Raw genomic sequence first — 19,605 nt, forward strand, 5'->3', positions numbered from 1 at the left:
CCTTGCGGGCGAAGGTTCTCCAAGGAATCGTCATGCAAACGCGATAAGCGCTTGGTGCGGGCGGAGGGACTCGAACCCCCACAACTTTCGTCACTGGAACCTAAATCCAGCGCGTCTACCAATTCCGCCACGCCCGCGTGAAAGCATCCCAATCCGGCCGCGATGCCGCGGGCGGCCGGGCTTATAACATGGGCTCACCGGTTCGCAGCAAAAAAATGGCCGGTTTTGCACCCTGCCCTGCGGCCGATCGCGGCTGGACAGATCGGTGAGAAAATGGTCCGGATCGGGCCGATGGCAAGTGCTGATTTCCCGCTAGATCGACGCAGGCTGATAGCCGGAATTGGCGCCGCCGCGCTTATCCCGGCGCTGCCCTCCGTAGCCGTCGCCCAGGCCCGCGCCGCCCTCGCGCTTCAAGCCAAAGCGGACCAGATTTCGCTGCGTCCGGGCGAAGCCGAAACTCCGGTCTGGTCGATCGGCGGCCCGGAACTCCGGTTCAAGCGGGGCGACCTGCTCGACGTCAATTTCACCAATGGCCAGCCTGGGCCGGTCGCGCTGAACTGGCGGGGAATCGACGGTGCAGCGGCTGTCGAACCGCTAGCTTCCCGGGCGCCGCTCGCACCCGGCTCCTCCGAAACGTTCCCTCTCCAGTTCCGGCATGCAGGCACCTTCTTGTGCGAGGCCGGATTGCTCGGGGATGGCGGCATCAGACCAGCACGGAGCCGGGCCATCGTAGTGACCGAAAGCACCCCGATTTCAGTCGATCGCGACGAGCTCCTGCTGATCGAAGAATGGTGGCTCAAGCCCGACGGGAAGGCCCTCGCTTCCGGCCTCAGTCCAGAGAATGCTAAGGTATTTCATAGTATTAACGGAAAGCCTTCGTTCGATATCTCGGCCCGAGCCAACGACCGCCTGAGACTCCGCTTCATCAATGCCGGGCAGCGGACTGTGATGGCGGTGAAGATCGAAAACCTCGAGGTCCGCGTGATGGGCGTCGATGGCCAGCCGGCCGAGCCGTTCCCGGCCCGCAACGGCGCGCTGGTCCTCGCGCCCGGCGGCCGGACCGATGCCTTTGTCGATGTTGTCGGCGCGGCGGGAACCAGCTTCGCGGTCCTGCTCCACGATGGCAAGGAGGCGCGGCCGGCCGGTAAAGTGAGCATCTCGAAGGAAGCACCTGTTCGGCCAGCCCCGTTGCCGCCGGCACCGCCGCTGCCCTCCAACGGCCTGCCGACCAACATCGACCTGAAGAACGCGGCGCGCGTCGACTTGCCGCTCGGCAATTCCGCCGACTGGCTCAAGCCGATCGACTTCAAGCCGTCCTCTGCCCCCGCCTTCAAGGTCAAGCCCGGTCGTCCGGTGGTTCTTGCCCTGGCCAACCGCGGGCCGCTGACCAACGTCTTCCACCTGCACGGCCACCACTTCCGCCTGCTCGACCGGCTCGACGACGGCTGGAAGCCGTTCTGGCTCGATACGCTGGCGCTCGCGCCCGGCGAGACCCAGCGCATCGCCTTCCTCGCCGAGCATCCCGGGCGCTATCTGATCGAGTCGGTTGCCACCGATTGGGCGGCGCCGCGCCTCCTGCGATGGTACAGTGTCGAATAAGAACAAGAGGAAACACCCAAGGAAGCCTCAATGAGCCAGACAGTTGCAGCGATCCGCGAAGTCCGTGCGCGAAGCGTCGAGGTGCCGCTCAAGCGTCCCCTGAAGAACGCCTTCGGCGTGTTCAACTCCGGCCCGCTGGTCTTGATCGATGTGGAGACCGATCAGGGCGTTACCGGCCGCTCCTACATCTTCGCCTACAGCAAGCTCACGCTGAAGCCGCTTGCCTATCTGATCGAGCAGATCGGCCGGGAGCTGATCGGCAAGCCGGTCGCGCCGTTCGAGCTGATGAAGGCGATGGACGCCAAGTTTCGTTTGCTGAGCTGGCAGGGCCTGGTCGGCATGGCCGTTTCCGGCCTCGACATGGCCTACTGGGACATCATCGGCCAGCAAGCCGGTCGGCCATTGGCCGAACTGCTCGGCGGCACCGTGAAACCGATCAAAGCCTATGACAGCTACGGCGTCGTCGATCCCATCGCAGACGAGCGCGCGCTGCGCCGCTCTCTCGACCAGGGTTTTAGGGGCATCAAGATCAAGGGCGGCGACGGCGATGCCGCCAATGACGAGCGCGTCGTGAAGGGCGTGCGCGCCCTGCTCGGCCCCGACATCGCACTGATGCTCGACTTCAACCAGTCGCTCGATCCGGCCGAAGCTTCGCGCCGCATCGCGCGCCTTGCGCCCTACGATCTGCACTGGATCGAGGAACCGGTGCCGCAGGAAAGCCTGTCGGGCCATGCCAAGGTGCGCGAGACCTCGCCGACGCCGATCCAGGCCGGCGAGAACTGGTGGTTCCCGCGTGGCTTCGCGGAAGCGATCGCCGCCGGCGCGTCCGATTTCATCATGCCCGACGTGATGAAGGTCGGTGGCGTCACCGGCTGGCTGCAGGTCGCAGGCCAGGCCGATGCCGCCTCGATCCCGATGTCGAGCCACCTGTTCGCCGAGGTCAGCGCGCATCTCCTAGCGGTGACGCCAACCGCGCACTGGCTCGAGTTCCTGGATTTTGCGGGTGCGATCCTGGCAAGGCCGGCGGAGATCGTGGATGGCACGGTGATTGCGCGTGGTCCCGGTCTCGGGATGGAGTGGAACGAGTCGGCGGTGGCGAAATATCTGGTGAGCTAGGCGGCCGACGTGCGCATCCAAACATACCGCGCGTCCGGCTCTCGCTCCTCGTTACGGCTGCCGTTGGTCTCTTCGACCAGCACGAACGCGCGCGCCTCATAGAAGCGCCGCGCCGACGTGTTGCGTTGAAATGTCCAGAGCTGCAGCCGATCAGAACTTTGCCTGGCGACATCGAGCAGCGCGCTGCCGACGCCCTGCCCCTGCGCTGACGGCAACACGTAAAGCTGCTCGATCCAGTCATCGTGGAATGCGACGAGGCCGATCATCGCCGTATCGTCGAACGCGCCCCACAGCGTGCACGTCGCAAACATCCGCTCGCGATAGAACCACAGGTCGTCCTCCGGCGTGTGCAGGCCGGTCAGCCACGGCAGCGCATGATCAAATGCGGCACGGTGCACGCGCGCGGCGGCGTCCATGTCGGCGAGGTCGAGTCTCCTAATACTCAATCCCAAACCCGTCATAGAGACGTCGGAACACGGCCGGCAGCACTTCCGTCAGATCCTCCGCGATCAAGCCCGGCCCTGCTTCGCTCGCGGCTTCGCCGTGCATCCAGACACCGATGCTGGCGGCCTCGAACGCGGCAACGCCTTGCGCCAACTGGCCCGCGATGATGCCGGCGAGCACGTCGCCGGCGCCGGCGGTGGCGAGCCAGGGCGGTGCGTTGGCGGCGATGGTGGCGCGGCCGTCGGGTGCAGCGACGACGGTGTCGGCGCCCTTCAGCAGCACCACCGCGCCCGAGCGTTCGGCGGCGGCACGGACGCGCTCGAGTTTCGAGCGGCCGGGATGCTTGTTGGAGATGTCGCTGAACAGCCGCGGGAACTCGCCCTCATGCGGGGTCAGCACGGCTTCGAGCCCGTCTGACGCCTTGATCGCCTCGAACAGCGTATCGGGCGCATGGGCAAAGCTCGTCAGCGCGTCGGCATCGAGCACGAGATGTCGCCTTGCCGACAGCGCGGTGTAGACGAAATCGCGGGTGCGCGCGCTGACGCCGGCGCCGGGTCCGATCACCATAGAATTGAGCCGCTTGTCATCCAGCAGTTCGGCGAACTGGATGACGTTGTCGACCGCGCGCACCATCACAGCCGTCAGCGCCGCCGCGTTCACCGCGAGCGCGTCGCGCGGCGAGGCCACCGTCACGAGCCCTGCCCCTGCCCGCAACGCGCCGCGTGCGGCAAGCCGAGCCGCGCCAGTGGACGCGACGTCACCCGACAGCACCACGGCATGACCACGCGCGTATTTATGGCCGTCGATGCGCGGGACCGGGAAAGACGTGCGCCAAAACTCCGGCGCGTTCTCCGCCGCCAGCGGCCGGATCTCGTCGAGCACGCTCGCGTCGATGCCGATATCGGCGACCCGCACGCGTCCGCAATGCATCCGTCCCGGCAGCAGGAGATGCGCGGGCTTCTTGCGGAAGAAAGTCACGGTCTCGGCGGCCTGCACCGCGGCGCCCATCACCGCACCGGTGGTGCCGTTGATGCCGCTCGGCAGGTCCACCGCCAGCACCGGCGCGCCATTGGCGTTGATCGCCGCGATCATCTCCAGCGGATCGCCCTTCACCGGACGATTGAGGCCTGCGCCGAACAGCGCGTCGATGATCAACGCGGGCCGGCCCAGCGCCTGCGGATTGAACGGCAGTACCGGATATTTCCAGCCCTTGGCCGCCAGCGCCGCATCGCCCTGCAGGCTGTCGCGTTCGCAGAGCAGGATTACGCAGACCTCGCGGCCGCGCGCAGCGAGCTCGGCGGCCGCGACAAAGCCGTCGCCGCCATTGTTGCCGCGGCCGGCGACCACGACGATCGGCCCCTCCTCGACCATGTCCATCGCAGCCTCGGCCACCGCCTGCCCTGCGCTCATCATCAGCGCAAAGCCGGGCGTGCCGGCTGCGATCGTGAGCCGGTCGGCGCGCTCCATTTCCTGGGTGGTCAGCACATGCATGCCGAATCCTCGATCCAACCGCCTCTTGCACAGGCAGTTCCTACGACGGCAGCGGTATTTGAGAGACTAATCTGCATACGGATTGAACTGTTTGCCTAATCTTTGAGCTTCGCTATGATGCGCAAGCGGTTCGATATCAGCCGATTGCTCGTTAAAAGGCTGATAACGTTCCAAAATCGGGGACGTTAACAACTTGGCATAGACCCTGCTTTTGAGGAAGCCGCTCCGCTGGCTCGCGCACCTGCGACCATTGGGGCGCTTTCGGCCCTTGCGCCGGAAGCTGACGAAGCCGAACACTCGAACCGACCACCGCGCCCCACGCGCATCGACCACGACACTGCAATCTGAAATGCCCGGGAGGCGCTCAGTGAAGAAGATTGAAGCCATCATCAAGCCCTTCAAGCTCGACGAGGTGAAAGAAGCGCTCCAGGAAGTCGGACTGCAAGGTATCACGGTGACCGAGGCCAAGGGCTTTGGCCGGCAGAAGGGTCACGCCGAACTCTATCGCGGTGCGGAATACATCGTCGACTTCCTGCCCAAGGTGAAGATCGAGATCGTGATCGGCGACGAGCTGGTCGAGAAAGCGATCGATGCGATCCGCCGCGCGGCGCAGACCGGGCGCATCGGCGACGGCAAGATTTTCGTCTCCAACATCGAAGAGGCGATCCGCATCCGGACCGGCGAATCCGGGCTGGACGCTATCTGAGCCGGGTGCTATCCCGAATTTTGCGACACTAGATTGAGAAAAAAGGCCGCTTTCGCGGCCTGATTTCGTTTGTCTCGTCATCCAAACTCGCCACAAGCGGGAATAACGTCGCTGAAGCTGGAAACCGACCCGTAGCCAAAAGGGGTATTCATGAAGACCGCCAAGGACGTCCTGAAATCGATCAAGGACAACGACGTCAAATACGTCGATCTGCGCTTCACCGATCCGCGCGGCAAATGGCAGCACGTGACCTTCGACGTCAGCATGATCGACGAAGACATCTTCGCCGAGGGCACGATGTTCGACGGCTCGTCGATTGCCGGCTGGAAGGCGATCAACGAATCCGACATGTGCCTGATGCCCGATCCGGTGACCGCGACGATCGATCCGTTCTTCGCCGAGACCACCATGGTCATCACCTGCGACGTGCTCGAGCCGACCACCGGCGAGCCCTACAACCGCGATCCGCGCGGCATGGCCAAGAAGGCGGAAGCCATGGTCAAGTCGATGGGCATCGGCGACAGCGTGTTCGTCGGCCCCGAGGCCGAGTTCTTCGTGTTCGACGACGTCCGCTTCTCGTCCGACCCCTACTCCACCGGCTTCAAGCTCGACTCCGCGGAATTCCCGACCAACTCGGCGACCGAGTATGAAGGCGGCAATCTCGGCCACCGCATCCGCACCAAGGGCGGCTACTTCCCGGTGCCGCCGCAGGACTCGGTGCAGGACATGCGCTCGGAAATGCTCGGCGCCATGGCCAAGATGGGCGTCAAGGTCGAGAAGCATCACCACGAGGTCGCTTCCGCCCAGCACGAGCTCGGCATGAAGTTCGACACCCTGACGCTGATGGCCGACCACATGCAGATCTACAAGTACTGCATCCACCAGGTCGCGCACATCTACGGCAAGACCGCCACCTTCATGCCGAAGCCGATCTACGGCGACAACGGCTCGGGCATGCACGTGCACCAGTCGATCTGGAAGGACGGCAAGCCGGTGTTCGCCGGCAACAAGTATGCCGACCTGTCGGAGACCTGCCTGCACTACATCGGCGGCATCATCAAGCACGCCAAGGCGATCAACGCCTTCACCAACCCGTCCACCAACTCCTACAAGCGTCTGGTGCCGGGCTATGAAGCCCCCGTGCTGCTCGCCTACTCCGCGCGCAACCGTTCGGCCTCCTGCCGCATCCCCTACACCGCGAACCCGAAGGCCAAGCGCGTCGAGGTGCGTTTCCCCGACCCGATGGCCAACCCCTATCTCGGCTTCGCCGCGATGCTGATGGCCGGCCTCGATGGCATCAAGAACAAGATCGATCCGGGTCCGGCGATGGACAAGGACCTCTACGATCTGCCGAAGGAAGAGCTGAAGCAGATCCCGACCGTCTGCGGTTCGCTCCGCGAGGCGCTGGAAAACCTCGACAAGGACCGCGCGTTCCTCAAGAACGGCGGCGTGTTCGACGACGACTTCATCGACGCCTATATCGAGCTGAAGATGACCGAAGTCGAGCGCTTCGAGATGACCCCGCACCCGGTCGAGTTCGACATGTACTACTCGCACTGAGCTAACGCGGCTCGGTGACTGCGAAAGGCGCTTCCGAAAGGAGGCGCCTTTTGTTTTTTGGGATGTGCGTCTTAGCGAGGACGAAGGCAGAAGCAATCCCTCGCCTTCGAGCTACGCAGCCTTCAACCGATATGGCTTGATCAGGAGTTCTGCGGGCACCTTCCATTCTGTGCTGATCCTGTGAATCATCTCGACCGTCAGCGCTCGCTTCCGGTTCAGGACTTCCGAGGCGCGTGACCGCGAGCCGAGCAATTCGGCGAGTTCGGCCTGCGTATGACCCGCATCAGTAACGAGATAGTTGAGGAGATCGACGGGATCGACGCGCGACGTATCGATCGGCCAGTGCTCGTTCTCATACCGCTCGACGAGGGTCGCGAGGATGTCGAGCTTGTCGCCATCATCCGTGCCGGGCTCAGCGTTCCAGAGCCGCTCGATCTCGGCGATTGCGGCTTCATAGTCGGCCTTGGTCCGGATGGGATGAATTTCCACGGCTCGCTCCTCAATATTTTGCAACGGTCAACGCATCGACCTTGTCATACTCGGCATGGGTCCCGACAAACTTGATGAACACGATCTGATGCTTAAACGAGAATGCCGCAATCAGCCGGAAATTGCCGCCGGCGATCTCAAAGCGTGCACGCTCGGCGTTCAGCACGACGACACCTGGAACCGTCATCTGCAAGTCGTTCATGGAGGTCCATCGCGCGGCCTTCACCAGCTTGATCCAGCGCCCGACCGCAGGCTTCGCCTTGGGATTCGCGGCAGCGAACTGAACCAGCGTGGATTGCTTGATGATCCTCACACCGCCCATGTTCCCATATTGGGAACGACATGTCAACCCAGCGCTGGAGTTCGAAACGCGCTCCGGCGAGCGCTTTTCGGTTCGTATGCCGCGTTTGCGCGGAGATCATGCTTGAGAGAAGAGCTGAAGCGCGATGATGATTCACCCAAGCGCACTGCGCTCTAACCTTCGGAGGGATCGTTGATCTCGCCGATCTTGCGGACGGTGACGTTGACCGACATGCCGAGATAGTCCTGCGCGTCGCCGAACCAGGCGCCTGACAGCGGGATCGCCTGCGCCGGATGCCGGGCCACCGCCACCGGGATCAGATCAAACCCGGCATTGATCTGGTTGGTCGGGTCATAGTCGAGCCAGCCGGCGCCCGGAAGAAACACCTGCAGCCACGCATGCGTTGCGCCGGAGCCGGTCATGCCGACGGCGCCGCCGTCCAGCGCCGCGTCGTACAGATAGCCGCTGACAAAGCGCGACGCGAACCCCAGTCGGCGCAGCGCCTCGATCATCAGCCAAGCGAAGTCGCGGCAGGTGCCCGATCGCGTGCGCAAGGTTTCGCCTGGGGATTGGGTCCCCTCGGTGTCTCTGGCGCGGTAGTTGAACGAGGCGCGGAACGTGCTCAGCATCCGCCGCAGCACATCGGTCGTCTGATCCATGTCGCCGGCGACGAAACTCTTCGTCCAGGCCGCCAGGCTCGAATCCGGATCGTCGGCGTGCGGCCGCAGATAGCCGGAGAGATCCGTCCACTCGTCGGACGTATATTGTACGGGCACCTCATAGGCGCGCGGCTCCAGCGGAAACGCCTCGATGCCCTTGATGCCGAAATAAACCCCGCGAACCCTGAAGGTGAGCGTCAGTTCGCTGCTCGCTTCGACGAAATCCATCACCGTGACGGCGTTGGATCTGGAGTCGGTGATCCAGTGAATCTTTGAAGGCGGGTTGGTCGTGGCCGACCAGTTGAGCAGGCGCGCCGAAGCCCCACGCCTCGGCAGGAACAGGGCCCGGTGCGTGCCGAAGGTGACGGGCCTGGCATAACGGTAAGTCGTGGTGTGCGTGATCTCGCCAAGCATTGCCATCTGCTTCTCCCGGGCCGCGCCGACGCGACGGCTCGAGCGCGTGCGCGTCAATCTAGCGTGACAGGCCCGGCGCGCTGTCTTGATCTATGTCAAGACAGCCAGGGCACGATCGCTCGCAGAATGCGCGTGGTCCCCCTGCGCCAGGACGGAGGAAACGCGATGGGCATCCTGTGGACGATCATCATCGGCTTTGTCGTCGGCATCATCGCCAAATTCCTCATGCCCGGCGACAATGAACCGAAGGGCTTCATCCTGACGACGGTGCTTGGAATTGTCGGCGCGTTCGTCGCGACATTTTTGGGGCAGTCCGTCGGCTGGTATGGCCCAGGTGAATCCGCAGGATTTATCGGCGCCGTCGTCGGCGCGATCATCCTGCTCTTCCTCTACGGCCTGATCATGAGCCGTCGCAGCGCGTGACGGCCGCACTCACACCTTGAACAGCTTTGCGTAGCGCGCCTTGATCTCCTCGCCCTGGGCCTGCACCTGGGCGGGGTCGGACTTCAATATCTTCAGCTTCGCCAGCGGCACGTGCTCGGCCTTCTCTTTCACCTGCGCGTGGAACGAACGGTGTGCGAACTCGTCGGCCAGCATCTGCTGGGTCTCGGCGCTGAAGAAGAAGCTCTGGAACAGCCGCGCCGCGTTCGGGTTCGGCGCGCTCTTGAAGATGCCGCTCGGCACGATGATCAGCGGCGCGCCCTCGGTGGGATAGACGACCTCGACCGGCTTGCCCTGATCCTTGGCGAGCACGAGATTGTAGTCGTTGCCGTCGGCCATCACGGCGCGCTCGCCGAGCAGGATCTTCTTCGGCGGATCGGCGGCCGATTGCACCTGCATCACCCGCTGCTGCGCGAGCTTCTCCAGATAGGGCCAGCCGAGATCCCGCGCGAGCACGAAGGTCGCGGTCATGATCGCGCCGCTGTAGCTCGGATGTGCCTTGACGATCTTGCCGCGCCATTTGGGATCGAGCAGGTCGGCGTAGCTCTTCGGCGCCTCCTCGCGCTTCACCTGGTCGGTGTTGTAGCCGATCACCTCGAACCAGGCGCACGAGGTCGCCGACGTGCCGTCGGGGTCGATCTGGTCGGCCGGAAAATGTTTCGCGACCTCCTCAGGGATGTAGGCCGTGAGCCAGTCGCTCTTCTTCCAGTCGAGATAATGCGCGGGATCGGTGGAGTTAGCGACGTCGACGGCGTTGATGCCGCTGCCCTGCTCCTGGGCGATGCGCTGGTAGATTCGCTCGGCGCCGGAGCGCTCGACGCGGACGCTGATGCCTGGATACTTCTGCTCGAAGGTGCGCGCCAGACGCTCGGCCGTCGTCAGTTCGAGCGCGCTGTAGAAGGCGACCTTGCCCTCCTTCGTGGCAGCTGTGATCAACTCAGGCGTCACCGCCGTCGCGGGCGGCGCCGCCGCGCGCAGCGGCTCGGCGAACACCATGCCGGCGGCCGTGGCCGCCGATGCCTTGAGAAGATCGCGCCTCGACCATTTGCCGCGCCGCATCATCAGCTCCCTCACAACGAGCCGTTGCGCCGGCTCCGCCATTGTTGGCGGCGACGCTAGCAGAACCAGCGCCGCGTGGGCGTCATGCGGCTATGTCTTGTCCGGCGGATTCTCGCGCAGGAAGCGCTCGAGATCGGGCTGCACCGAATACGGCATCGGCGCCGGATCGCCGTCGAGATCGACCGCAAGATCGAGGCAGCGGCGCAGCATCCGCGCCAGCTCGGCGCGCCGATAGGGTTTTGTCAGCAGCGGAATACCGTGGCCGCTTCGCCCCTGCAGCGGCAGCGCACCGCCGCTATAGCCGGATGTGAACAGCACCCGCAGCGTCGGCCGCCCCGTCATCAGCACGTCCGCCAATTGCCGGCCGTTCATGCTGCCGGGCATCACGATGTCGGTGAACAGCAGGTCGAAGGCCGCGCCACCTTCGACGATCAGCATCGCCTCATCGGCATTGGCCGCGACCAGCACCTTGTAGCCGAGGCCCTGCAGCTGGCCGGTGACGTAGTCGCGGATCTTGGCATCGTCCTCGACGCACAGGATGGTCTCGTTGCCGCCGCGGATCGGATGATCGTCCTGCTCGTCCTCGTCAGGCTGCGGCGCTGGGCGGTCGGCCTTGGGCAGATAGATCCGGAACGTCGTACCGCGCCCCTCCTCACTGCTGACCGCGATGCCGCCACCGGATTGCTTGACGAAGCCGAACACCATGCTGAGGCCGAGCCCGGTGCCCTGGCCGACCTCCTTGGTCGAGAAGAACGGATCGAAGATCTTCTCCAGATGCGACGGCGAAATGCCCGTGCCGGTGTCGCGAATCTCGATCACGAGATGATCGCCGGCGCGCTCGACGCCGAACGCCACCGCGTCGGGAATGCCGAGCTGGATGTTGCGGGTCGCGAAGGTGAGCGTGCCGCCCTCGGGCATGGCGTCGCGGGCGTTAATCGCGAGGTTGACCAGCGCCGCGCTGAGCTGGCTGCGGTCGACGAAGGCCGGCCAGGCGTCACGGGCCAGTTCGGTCGCGATCTCGATCCGCGATCCCAGCGTCTGCGACAGCAGCCGCACCACTTCGCCGACGAGATCGTTGACGTCGGTTTCCGCCGGCCGCAGCGGCTGCTTGCGGGCAAAGGCGAGCAGGCTCGCCGTCAGCTGCGCGCCGCGATCGGCGGCATCGCTGATCAGCTTGGCGATCGAGGCGAGACCGGGATCGTCCTTCACGCCGTCGGCCAGAATCTCGATCGTGCCGGTGATCACGGTCAGCATGTTGTTGAAGTCATGCGCGATGCCGCCGGTGAGTTGCCCGACCGACTCCATCTTCTGCGCCTGGATCAGCTGCTCGGCGGCAAGGCGACGCTGGGTGATGTCGCGGATGAAGGCGTTGATGACGTAGCCGTCGCCGCGCCGCAACGCGCTGAGCGACACCTCGACGGCGATCTCGTGGCCCTCGCGGTGCAGCGTCGCGGATTCGAACCGCATGCCGGTGCCGCCGCCGGCAACCTCCTCCAGGAAGCGGGCGATCCGCTGCCGGTGCGCGGGCCGACGCGCTTCCGGAACCATCAGTTCGGCCACGCGGTAGCCGACCGCTTCGGATCGCGTCCAGCCGGTCAGCGCCTCGGCCTGCGGGCTCCAGTCGCGCACGATGCCCTTGTCATCGAACTGCATGAAGGCATCGAGCGCTGTGGTGACGATGGCCTGCGCCATCTGCTCGCTCTCCACCAGCGCCTGATGCGCCCGCTTGCGCGCGGTGACGTCGTGCAGCACGGCAACCGCGCCGCGCAGCCGGCCGGTCTCGTCACGCAGCGGCCGGGCGTTCGCGAGCAGGGAGACATCCGCAGCGCCGTCCGGTGGTTTCACCACCAGCTCGAGATCCTGGACGTCGTCGCCGCGCAGCGCGCGCGCCAGCGGCGAGTCCGGGATCGGCATCGGCGTCTGCCCGTCCGCGAAATAGCATTTGAAGCTGCGCAGTCCGGTCAGGCTGTTGAAGCCGGGATCGACCCGAAACAGGTCCCTCGCCGCAGCGTTGGCGATCACGATCGCACCGGACTCATCCGCCACCACCACGGGATCGCGAATGCTCTCGACGGTCTTCTCCAACAGGCCTTGCCGGGTGCCGAGCCGTGACAGGTCGGTGAGATCGGTGAGCCCCTCGCCGGCAGCCGGCCGCGGAACGAACTTCGATCGCGCCAGCGACCGGCCGGTCACCACGGCCATCAAGGGCGCCACAACCAGCCCGACCGCACCGGCCGCGAGCAGCAGTCCGGGCGAACCAACCTGGCCAAACCCGAGCGCGCACAGGGTCGCGACGACGGGGACCATCATCCCAAGCGCCAGCCGGCCCGACAGATTCATCCCGACCAACTCATTGTGCCTCGCCGCACCAGAAGGGATGCAAGGACGTATCGGAAAAGAACGATCCGCGCCGACCATCTCCGGCGCAGCAATGCTCCGTTGAATACCCGAGTCCGGCCTGACGGGCCCTCAAATTCGCCCCCGTAAAATTACGGGGTTTTGGTTTTGGGCTAACCGGGGGTTATCACGCCACACCCCGCTGTGGCTTTGGGCCGGCCTACGCCGCCCGCTGCCGCTCGCGCAGGGCATCGCCGAACGCTTCGAACAGCGCGCGGTTGATGGGATTGCGCTGCGGGTCGTATTCGGCGTGCCACTGCACACCGAGCGCAAAGGTCGGGGCATCCGCAATGCGGATCGCCTCGATGGTGCCGTCTTCGGCGATACCCTCGATCACGACGCGCTCGCCGGGCTCGAGGATGCCCTGCCCGTGCAGCGAGTTGACGCGGATGGTCTCGCAACCGAGGAGCCTTGCGAACGCGCCGCCCGGCGTCAGCGTGACGTCGTGACGGTCGGCGAACACCACCTTGGGATCGGGATGGATCTCGCCGTTCTCGAGCCGGGGCATGCGGTGGTTCATGCGGCCCGGGATCTCGCGGATCTCCGGATGCAGCGAGCCGCCGAAGGCGACGTTCATCTCCTGCAGGCCGCGGCAGATGCCGAAGATCGGCACGCCGCGCGCGACGCAGGCCTCCGACAGCGCCAGCGCGACATCGTCGCGATGCAGGTCGTAGGGCTCGTGCTTGGCGTGCGGCTCGGTGTTGAAGCGCGTCGGATGCACATTGGCGCGTGCGCCGGTCAGCACCACGCCGTCGACCACGTCGAGCAGGGCGGCAACATCGGTGATGTCGGGCGAGCCGGCAAACATCAAGGGAACGGCACCGGAGACGTCAGCGACGGCGCGCAGATTGCGCTCTCCGACCATTTGGACCGCGAAACGATTTTCGATGCGATGGGCGTTTCCAATCACGCCGACCACGGGCCGTCTCATTATTCACGTCTCGCGCAATGTTATTCTCAACGGGGCACGATTCAGGGGGTGATCATGCCTTCGAGTTCCCCGGGGATCAACAATTTATCCTCTGCATCTGCGGGCATGCCGGCATGCCCGGGCGTGCCGGCATGTCCGGACATGCAGATCCGCCGGCCGGAAGCCACTATTTGCGCGAAAACGCCTCCTTCGCCTCGGTTGCCGCGACATCAGGCAGCCCCGCGGCCTTGAGCGCCGTCGCCGCCCCCTCGCCAGTCCCGGAGAGCCAGGGCAATTTCGCGGCAATGCCCCGTGTCACGGGTTCGCCGAGCGCGCCGCCGAAATCGAGCGGCCAATATCCGTTCGGCACCACCTCGGCGGTCAAGCCCTTGAGCCGAACGCCCTTGCCGAGCACGGCCTCGCTGTCTACGGGCGAGACCGCGCGCGCGGTGCCGGGATTGGCGGGATCACTGAACGTCAGCAGCACCGGGATCAGCGCGCCCTCGACCTTCACGACACCGGACTGCCGGCTCATTTCATTGAATGATACCCGCTTGCCGCCGGCCGCGGTGTGGGCGCGCAGCGCCACATAGTTGATCCCATCGAGATCGAACTTGCCCTCGTCGAGATGAGCGAGCAGCGCGACCAGATTCTTCGCACCCCCGAGATCGACATAGACGGCGTCCCCCACGGTACGGGTGCGGCCGCCGCGGCTGTAGCTGCGGTCGGGATGAACCGCGAGCACGCTGGACGCCGATTTGACCCCATCTGACGTCTCGACCTCGACCGTGAGGCGGTATTTGTGGCCAGGCCGGTTGATGCGGATCTGGTCGCCGATCACCAGCGCAGCAAGCAGCGCCAGCGGCCCGAACCATTTGAAGATGATGCTGCGCACGTGCCGCTTCCGCCCCTGTTGTTCTTGTCCCCCGCTTGGCACAAGGAGCGCGTCAGCGTCAAACCGGCGCGTCGGCTCAAGCTTGATCCGGGCCGGTTTTTCGCCAAAGAGTGGATCAGGACACCGCCGCGAGAAGGGAATCACCTGTGACTGACTCGGCTGACAATCGCCTGCAGGCCCGCAACGATCAGGCATGGGCGATCGCCATCGGCGGCATCGGGATCGTGCTGTTCGCCGCGCTGCTGCTGTTCTCGTGGTATTTCGCCGCGACCCTGTTCCTGATCTTCGCCGGCGTGCTGCTCGGGGTCGCGCTGACCGCGATGAGCGACCTGCTCGGTCGCCTCGTCAAACTGCCGCATGCGCTGCGGCTCGCGATCGTCTGCCTCGCGCTCGCCGGTGTACTGTCGGGAATCCTGTTCCTCGGCGGCACCACCATCGCGCAGCAGGCAACGGTCTTGAGCAACACGATCAAGTCACAGATCGTGAACGTCAAAGCCTTCCTCGAGCGCAATGGCGTCGATCCGAGCTATCTTGAGTTCGGCAATCTGTCCGGCCAGCAGGATTCCGCAACGCCGGAGCAGCCGACGAAATCCGGTTCATCCGCGAGCCATGATTTGCCGCCGGGCGCGGGCGCGCTGGCCTCCAGCGGCGGCGCGATCCTCGGTCAGACGCTGAAGGTCGTGCTCGGCACCGTCAGCGCGGTCGGCAACTTCTTCATCGTGGTCTTCCTTGGCCTTGCCTTCGCGGCGCAGCCAAGCATCTACCGGACCGGATTGCTGTTCATGATGCCGGCGAAGCATCGCGCGCGCGCCACCGTGATCGTCGACCGCATCGGCGACACGCTGGAGCGCTGGTTGATTGCGCAGATGATCACGATGTTCGCGGTGTTCTTCGTGACCTGGGTCGGCCTTGCGATCATCGGCATCCCCTCGTCGTTCATCCTGGGCATTCAGGCCGGCCTGCTCGCCTTCATCCCGACGGTGGGTGCGCTGCTCGGCGGCCTCATCGTGGTGCTGGCGAGCCTCGCCACCGGATGGATCGCCGCGCTGTCAGCCTTCATCCTGTTCCTCGGCGTGCACGCGCTGGAGAGTTACGTGCTGACGCCGATCATCCAGCGCCAGGCGCTCGACATCCCGCCGGCAACGCTGTTCGCGTTCCAGATCCTGCTCGGCGTGGTGTTCGGGGTCTGGGGCCTGGCGCTGGCGCTGCCGCTGATGGCGATCGCCAAGGTGATGATTGATCACTTCAAGGCGCAGGATGCCGAACCTGCGCCGGCCCGTTGAACCGGACTCAGGTACTCACCACCGTCTCGGTGTGCTCGACATCGGGGGATGCGGCGAAATACGGGCCGACCAGCGCGCGCCAGGCGGTAAAATCCTCCGAACCGCGGAAGTCGACAGTGTGGTTCTCCAGCGTCTCCCACTTCGCGACCAGGCGGTAGCGCGACGGTTTTTCGATCGATTTGTGCAGCTCAAACCCCTTGCCGCCCTTGGCGCGCAGGAACAGCGGCTTTGCCTTGGCGACCGCGGCTTCAAAATCCTTCTCGCTGCCCGGCTTGACGTCGATCAGTGCGATTTCGGTGATCATCTTGGTGCCTCTCCCTGGAACGGCTTGTCTGTAGCGCGGCGGGTGAAAAAGAAAAAGGCGCCGCAACGGGCGCCCTGACCTGTCGGATCATACCACCGTTCAACGGAGCAGCAGCGCCGCGCCCAGAACCATCAGCGCCGCACCGACGAGCATCGCGACCGGCCACAGGCTCTTGCGTTTGACATAGCGACCCTGCGCGCGCCGCTCGGCGATCAGCGCGGTCTCGTATTCATCCGAGCTCGAGAACAGGCAGGCGAAGCCGCCGCGTGCGGTGGTGGCCGCCGCTTCGAGCGACGTCAGGGCAGCCTGCGGATTGCGTGTAGGGATCGACTCCATACACGAAAGCATGGCGGCGAATGGTTAATCGAAAGTTACTTTTGTGCCTCTCACGCCGTCACCGGCTTCTGGCGCGCCGATGCCGGAAGGCCTGCGGTCTTGCGCCGCCAGTTCTCCAGCGACAGCGGCAGCTCCTCGGCAGCCTCGACCTTGTTACGGCCGGTGCGCTTGGCCTGGTAGAGCGCGGTGTCGGCGGAGGCCAGCAGCACTTCGAGCTCGGTGCCGGCCGGGCCGCCAGCGACGCCAATGCTGACCGTGGTGTCGACCGGTCCCTCCTCGCAGACGATCCCGGAGGATTCGAACGCCTCGCGCACGCGCTCGGCGACCAGCACGCCCTCTTCGAGCGAGCAAGGCAAAAGTGCTGCGAATTCCTCGCCGCCGATGCGACCCGAGAGATCGCTGATGCGGAGATTGGTCATCACGACGGTTGCGAACAGCTTCAGGATCTCATCGCCCGCGGGGTGCCCGAAGCGATCGTTGATCGACTTGAAGTGGTCGATGTCGAAGATCATCACCGTGACCGGACGGCCGGCCGTGGCCTCCCGCTCGATCACCCGTGAACAGGCTTCCGAGAAGCCGCGGCGGTTGAGCATGCCGCTGAGGGGATCGGTGGTCGCAGCCGTCTTGTGCACGGCGACCGCGCGGTCCGACACCATCATGAAGATCACGAACACGGTGCCGATCGCATAGAGCACCAGCTCGACCGAGAACATCGTGACCCAGAAGGAGGTCGCGAAATTCTCGTCATGCGGACGCAGCAGATCGCCGAGCAGGATCGGCAGCATCAACACGGTGCCATGGGCGATCGGAACCACGATGGTCGGCCAGCGCTTTTGCATCGAGCGGCGGCGCTCGTTCCAGAGTTCGGCGGCGGTGAGCGCGGCGTAGATCGCGACGATCGCCGCGCCAATGGTCAGGCGCATCGCGCCATCCTGGACGAAGGTGACGGCGCCAACCCAGGCGATCGGGCCGATCACGATCCCCGGCAGGTTGGGCTTGCGGCCGTGGAACACGCGCGAGGCGTTCCACACCAGGCCGCAGGCGGCAAAGCCCACGGCGTGCAACGCCATCAACATTGGCGCACCCAGTGCGCTGCCTCCGACCGTCGACAGCGCAACCGACGCCGCGCCGAGCAGATAGGCCGTGCCCCACCATTTCAACGCCGGGATGCTCTCCTGCTTGCCGAAGAACATCAGCATGGCGCCGAGCATGCCCGCGACCATGGTCGCGAACAAATAAAGTGTCGACGTGTCAAATGACATGAGATCACCCCTGCCAGTGTGATGCAACATTCGCCGGCGCAAGATATGAGTGTGATGCAGCGCCAGTTCCGAGTGCACGCTAGAGGGCGCGAGTTCCAATTTCGTTTGTTCCCAAGCCCAAGTTTTCGCGAAAAACTGCGTTAATTCAGTTTGAAACTCACAGCAAAAAGGATGCGCCTTTTCGCCTCCTTTTATGCGATCCCGTTTACGTCTCTCGAACGTCTGATCACGCCGCGCCCTTGCGGCGCAGGCTTTTGCTCGAAAACCACGCAAGCAAAAAGGGCGCCTTTCGGCGCCCTTTTCAATTTCCGATCTGCGGCAATTGCCGCGAATTGTCGTTTTTCGAATTAGCGCTTCGAGAACTGGAAGGACTTGCGGGCCTTGGCCTTGCCGTACTTCTTGCGCTCGACCGCGCGGGAGTCGCGGGTCAGGAAGCCGCCCTTCTTGAGAACGCCGCGCAGCTCCGGTTCGAAGTTGGTCAGCGCCTTGGAGAGGCCGTGACGGACAGCGCCGGCCTGGCCGGACAGGCCGCCGCCGGCGACCGTGCAGATCACGTCGTACTGGCCGTTCCGGGCTGCGGCGACCAGCGGCTGCTGGATCATCATGCGCAGCACCGGGCGGGCGAAGTAGACTTCGAACTCGCGGGTGTTGACCGAGATCTTGCCCGAGCCCGGCTTGACCCAGACGCGGGCGACCGCGTCCTTGCGCTTGCCGGTGGCATAGGCGCGGCCGTACTTGTCGACCTTCTTGACGTACTTCGGCGCGTCGGGAGCCGCCGGCTTGACCTGCGAGAGCTGGTCGAGGGACTGCAACGTATCGGACATTATGCGGCCCTCGTGTTCTTGCGGTTCAGTGCCGCGATATCGACCTTCTCGGGATTCTGGGCTTCATGCGGATGCTCGGCGCCGCCATAGACGCGCAGGTTGCCCATCTGCATGCGGCCGAGCGGACCGCGCGGGATCATGCGCTCGATCGCCTTCTCGACGACGCGCTCGGGGAAGCGACCCTCGAGGATCTGCTTCGCGGTGCGCTCCTTGATGCCGCCGATATAGCCGGTGTGCTTGTAGTAGACCTTGTTGTCGCGCTTGCGACCGGTCAGCACCACATGGGCGGCGTTGATGATGATGACATTGTCACCGCAATCGACATGCGGGGTATAGGTGGGCAGGTGTTTGCCGCGCAGGCGCATCGCGACGATGGTGGCAAGGCGACCGACGACCAGACCCTTGGCGTCGATCACGACCCACTTCTTCGTCACTTCGGCGGGCTTGGCCGAGAACGTGCTCATGTGTGAGATCCGTGAAAAAAGAAATCGGCGCCGTGTGCGCCGAACTGGGCGGGTTTCTAGAGAAGCGGCGCGCTCACGTCAATGCCCGCGCGCGCAAATTACGCCAGTAAAAACAATTACTTATAAATATGGTACAATAATACCATAGAAAACCCTATTGATTTGGAATGGAATAGGTCGACGTGACATGGGCAATCGGGTCCGGCGACGTCCCCGACAGCAAGGTGACCTCGCCGACCGCAAGCCGCTTGCCGAGCTTGAGCAGCTTGGCGACCGCCAGCACGTCCTGCCCCGGCTGGCCCTTGCGCAGGAAGTTGATGTTGAGATTCGTGGTCACCGCGAGACCGATCGGACCGATCGCCGACAGCAGCACGACGTACATCGCGAAATCGGCCAGTGCCATCAGCGTCGGCCCCGATACCGTTCCGCCCGGCCGCAGCATGCGCTCGCTGAAACGCTGGCGCAGCAGGCAGGTTTGGCCGTCGGCGCTTTCGATCGTGATGTCGTCACTGGTGAAGGCCTGCGGGAATTCCCTGCGCAGGAACTCCACCAGGTCAGCCACGCTCATTTTCGCATTTGCCATGCCGTCCCTGCCCTCGCGTCAGCCACCCGGTTACATTAAATTGCAGGCAAAGACCTAACGGAAAACTG

21 protein-coding genes and 1 tRNA gene are annotated in these 19,605 nt (G+C 64.6%); 6 read left to right on the forward strand and 16 right to left on the reverse strand.

Annotated features, from left to right (window positions below):
* Positions 1-52 precede the first annotated feature (52 nt).
* Positions 53-137: transfer RNA gene (locus JQ604_RS10040), tRNA-Leu, on the reverse strand.
* Positions 138-291: 154 nt separating this feature from the next.
* On the opposite strand from JQ604_RS10040, the gene JQ604_RS10045 reads away from it, so the two are divergent.
* Positions 292-1,599, forward strand: coding sequence for a multicopper oxidase family protein (locus JQ604_RS10045; protein ID WP_249158175.1), 1,308 nt, complete (start codon positions 292-294; stop codon positions 1,597-1,599).
* Positions 1,600-1,629: 30 nt separating this feature from the next.
* On the forward strand, positions 1,630-2,715 hold the full coding sequence (locus JQ604_RS10050) for an enolase C-terminal domain-like protein (protein WP_212356058.1): 1,086 nt from the start codon (positions 1,630-1,632) through the stop codon (positions 2,713-2,715).
* Here the strand turns inward: JQ604_RS10050 and JQ604_RS10055 are convergent.
* Entirely contained in the window at positions 2,712-3,131 is a 420-nt protein-coding gene (locus JQ604_RS10055; RefSeq protein WP_433996240.1) for a GNAT family N-acetyltransferase, read from the reverse strand. The genes JQ604_RS10050 and JQ604_RS10055 overlap by 4 nt on opposite strands.
* Positions 3,132-3,150: 19 nt before the next feature.
* On the reverse strand, positions 3,151-4,650 hold the full coding sequence (locus JQ604_RS10060) for an NAD(P)H-hydrate dehydratase (RefSeq protein ID WP_212356062.1): 1,500 nt from the start codon (positions 4,648-4,650) through the stop codon (positions 3,151-3,153).
* 367 nt (positions 4,651-5,017) lie between these two features.
* Between JQ604_RS10060 and JQ604_RS10065 the strand changes: the two genes are divergently transcribed.
* Both JQ604_RS10065 and glnA read left to right on the forward strand, forming a co-directional pair.
* Positions 5,018-5,356 carry a P-II family nitrogen regulator gene (locus tag JQ604_RS10065; RefSeq protein ID WP_044542445.1) on the forward strand — a complete coding sequence of 113 codons (339 nt, stop codon included), beginning with the start codon at positions 5,018-5,020 and terminating at the stop codon, positions 5,354-5,356.
* 150 nt (positions 5,357-5,506) lie between these two features.
* Complete coding sequence (gene glnA / locus JQ604_RS10070) at positions 5,507-6,916, forward strand: type I glutamate--ammonia ligase (protein ID WP_212356064.1); 1,410 nt, start codon at positions 5,507-5,509, stop codon at positions 6,914-6,916.
* A gap of 111 nt (positions 6,917-7,027) precedes the next feature.
* Here glnA and JQ604_RS10075 read toward each other — a convergent pair whose 3' ends face one another.
* From JQ604_RS10075 to JQ604_RS10085, 3 genes are all read right to left on the reverse strand, one after another.
* Positions 7,028-7,405, reverse strand: a complete 378-nt coding sequence (locus tag JQ604_RS10075) for a helix-turn-helix domain-containing protein (RefSeq protein WP_212356066.1) — start codon at positions 7,403-7,405, stop codon at positions 7,028-7,030.
* A 10-nt stretch (positions 7,406-7,415) separates the two neighbouring features.
* Positions 7,416-7,727 (reverse strand): type II toxin-antitoxin system HigB family toxin, encoded by a 312-nt coding sequence (locus JQ604_RS10080; RefSeq protein ID WP_212356068.1) that lies wholly within the window; start codon positions 7,725-7,727, stop codon positions 7,416-7,418.
* Positions 7,728-7,879: 152 nt separating this feature from the next.
* Positions 7,880-8,785 carry a transglutaminase family protein gene (locus tag JQ604_RS10085; RefSeq protein WP_212356070.1) on the reverse strand — a complete coding sequence of 302 codons (906 nt, stop codon included), beginning with the start codon at positions 8,783-8,785 and terminating at the stop codon, positions 7,880-7,882.
* A 159-nt stretch (positions 8,786-8,944) separates the two neighbouring features.
* Here JQ604_RS10085 and JQ604_RS10090 point away from each other — a divergent pair, with 159 nt between their 5' ends.
* Entirely contained in the window at positions 8,945-9,202 is a 258-nt protein-coding gene (locus tag JQ604_RS10090) for a GlsB/YeaQ/YmgE family stress response membrane protein (protein ID WP_212356913.1), read from the forward strand.
* Positions 9,203-9,211: 9 nt separating this feature from the next.
* On the opposite strand, the gene JQ604_RS10095 is transcribed toward JQ604_RS10090, so the two are convergent.
* From JQ604_RS10095 to JQ604_RS10110, 4 genes are all read right to left on the reverse strand, one after another.
* A complete protein-coding gene (locus JQ604_RS10095) occupies positions 9,212-10,279 on the reverse strand; it encodes an extracellular solute-binding protein (RefSeq protein ID WP_212356072.1) in 1,068 nt (355 codons plus the stop codon).
* A gap of 90 nt (positions 10,280-10,369) precedes the next feature.
* Positions 10,370-12,619: a hybrid sensor histidine kinase/response regulator gene (locus tag JQ604_RS10100; RefSeq protein ID WP_249158177.1), complete on the reverse strand. Its 2,250-nt coding sequence runs from the start codon at positions 12,617-12,619 to the stop codon at positions 10,370-10,372.
* A gap of 217 nt (positions 12,620-12,836) precedes the next feature.
* The gene (locus tag JQ604_RS10105; protein ID WP_212356074.1) at positions 12,837-13,607 is read right to left on the reverse strand and encodes a gamma-glutamyl-gamma-aminobutyrate hydrolase family protein; all 771 of its coding nucleotides are present in this window, start codon (positions 13,605-13,607) and stop codon (positions 12,837-12,839) included.
* Between the two features lie 166 nt (positions 13,608-13,773).
* On the reverse strand, positions 13,774-14,481 hold the full coding sequence (locus JQ604_RS10110) for a hypothetical protein (RefSeq protein ID WP_212356076.1): 708 nt from the start codon (positions 14,479-14,481) through the stop codon (positions 13,774-13,776).
* 146 nt (positions 14,482-14,627) lie between these two features.
* Here JQ604_RS10110 and JQ604_RS10115 point away from each other — a divergent pair, with 146 nt between their 5' ends.
* Positions 14,628-15,764: an AI-2E family transporter gene (locus JQ604_RS10115; RefSeq protein WP_212356078.1), complete on the forward strand. Its 1,137-nt coding sequence runs from the start codon at positions 14,628-14,630 to the stop codon at positions 15,762-15,764.
* A gap of 7 nt (positions 15,765-15,771) precedes the next feature.
* Here JQ604_RS10115 and JQ604_RS10120 read toward each other — a convergent pair whose 3' ends face one another.
* The 6 genes from JQ604_RS10120 to JQ604_RS10145 all read right to left on the reverse strand — a co-directional run bounded on the left by JQ604_RS10120 (position 15,772) and on the right by JQ604_RS10145 (position 19,537).
* Positions 15,772-16,068, reverse strand: coding sequence for an antibiotic biosynthesis monooxygenase family protein (locus tag JQ604_RS10120; protein WP_212356080.1), 297 nt, complete (start codon positions 16,066-16,068; stop codon positions 15,772-15,774).
* Positions 16,069-16,167: 99 nt separating this feature from the next.
* Positions 16,168-16,404: a hypothetical protein gene (locus JQ604_RS10125; RefSeq protein WP_212356088.1), complete on the reverse strand. Its 237-nt coding sequence runs from the start codon at positions 16,402-16,404 to the stop codon at positions 16,168-16,170.
* A gap of 50 nt (positions 16,405-16,454) precedes the next feature.
* Positions 16,455-17,666: a GGDEF domain-containing protein gene (locus JQ604_RS10130; protein WP_212356090.1), complete on the reverse strand. Its 1,212-nt coding sequence runs from the start codon at positions 17,664-17,666 to the stop codon at positions 16,455-16,457.
* Between the two features lie 347 nt (positions 17,667-18,013).
* The gene (gene rpsI, locus JQ604_RS10135; protein ID WP_212356092.1) at positions 18,014-18,490 is read right to left on the reverse strand and encodes a 30S ribosomal protein S9; all 477 of its coding nucleotides are present in this window, start codon (positions 18,488-18,490) and stop codon (positions 18,014-18,016) included.
* Entirely contained in the window at positions 18,490-18,954 is a 465-nt protein-coding gene (gene rplM, locus JQ604_RS10140; RefSeq protein WP_212356094.1) for a 50S ribosomal protein L13, read from the reverse strand. Before rplM ends, rpsI begins: the two co-directional genes overlap by 1 nt.
* A gap of 154 nt (positions 18,955-19,108) precedes the next feature.
* Positions 19,109-19,537, reverse strand: a complete 429-nt coding sequence (locus tag JQ604_RS10145; protein WP_212356096.1) for a PaaI family thioesterase — start codon at positions 19,535-19,537, stop codon at positions 19,109-19,111.
* Positions 19,538-19,605 lie beyond the last annotated feature (68 nt).

Source organism: Bradyrhizobium jicamae, assembly GCF_018130695.1.
In the GTDB taxonomy this organism is placed as follows: Bacteria; Pseudomonadota; Alphaproteobacteria; order Rhizobiales; family Xanthobacteraceae; genus Bradyrhizobium; species Bradyrhizobium jicamae_B.

Coding starts and splice junctions, on each gene's coding strand:
- JQ604_RS10045 (WP_249158175.1), top strand. CDS start 292: ATGGCAAGTGCTGATTTCCCGCTAGATCGACGCAGGCTGATAGCCGGA.
- JQ604_RS10050 (WP_212356058.1), top strand. CDS start 1,630: ATGAGCCAGACAGTTGCAGCGATCCGCGAAGTCCGTGCGCGAAGCGTC.
- JQ604_RS10055 (WP_433996240.1), bottom strand. CDS start 3,131: ATGGACGCCGCCGCGCGCGTGCACCGTGCCGCATTTGATCATGCGCTG.
- JQ604_RS10060 (WP_212356062.1), bottom strand. CDS start 4,650: ATGCATGTGCTGACCACCCAGGAAATGGAGCGCGCCGACCGGCTCACG.
- glnA (WP_212356064.1), top strand. CDS start 5,507: ATGAAGACCGCCAAGGACGTCCTGAAATCGATCAAGGACAACGACGTC.
- JQ604_RS10080 (WP_212356068.1), bottom strand. CDS start 7,727: ATGGGCGGTGTGAGGATCATCAAGCAATCCACGCTGGTTCAGTTCGCT.
- JQ604_RS10085 (WP_212356070.1), bottom strand. CDS start 8,785: ATGGCAATGCTTGGCGAGATCACGCACACCACGACTTACCGTTATGCC.
- JQ604_RS10090 (WP_212356913.1), top strand. CDS start 8,945: ATGGGCATCCTGTGGACGATCATCATCGGCTTTGTCGTCGGCATCATC.
- JQ604_RS10095 (WP_212356072.1), bottom strand. CDS start 10,279: ATGCGGCGCGGCAAATGGTCGAGGCGCGATCTTCTCAAGGCATCGGCG.
- JQ604_RS10100 (WP_249158177.1), bottom strand. CDS start 12,619: ATGAATCTGTCGGGCCGGCTGGCGCTTGGGATGATGGTCCCCGTCGTC.
- JQ604_RS10105 (WP_212356074.1), bottom strand. CDS start 13,607: ATGAGACGGCCCGTGGTCGGCGTGATTGGAAACGCCCATCGCATCGAA.
- JQ604_RS10120 (WP_212356080.1), bottom strand. CDS start 16,068: ATGATCACCGAAATCGCACTGATCGACGTCAAGCCGGGCAGCGAGAAG.
- JQ604_RS10125 (WP_212356088.1), bottom strand. CDS start 16,404: ATGGAGTCGATCCCTACACGCAATCCGCAGGCTGCCCTGACGTCGCTC.
- JQ604_RS10130 (WP_212356090.1), bottom strand. CDS start 17,666: ATGTCATTTGACACGTCGACACTTTATTTGTTCGCGACCATGGTCGCG.
- rpsI (WP_212356092.1), bottom strand. CDS start 18,490: ATGTCCGATACGTTGCAGTCCCTCGACCAGCTCTCGCAGGTCAAGCCG.
- rplM (WP_212356094.1), bottom strand. CDS start 18,954: ATGAGCACGTTCTCGGCCAAGCCCGCCGAAGTGACGAAGAAGTGGGTC.
- JQ604_RS10145 (WP_212356096.1), bottom strand. CDS start 19,537: ATGGCAAATGCGAAAATGAGCGTGGCTGACCTGGTGGAGTTCCTGCGC.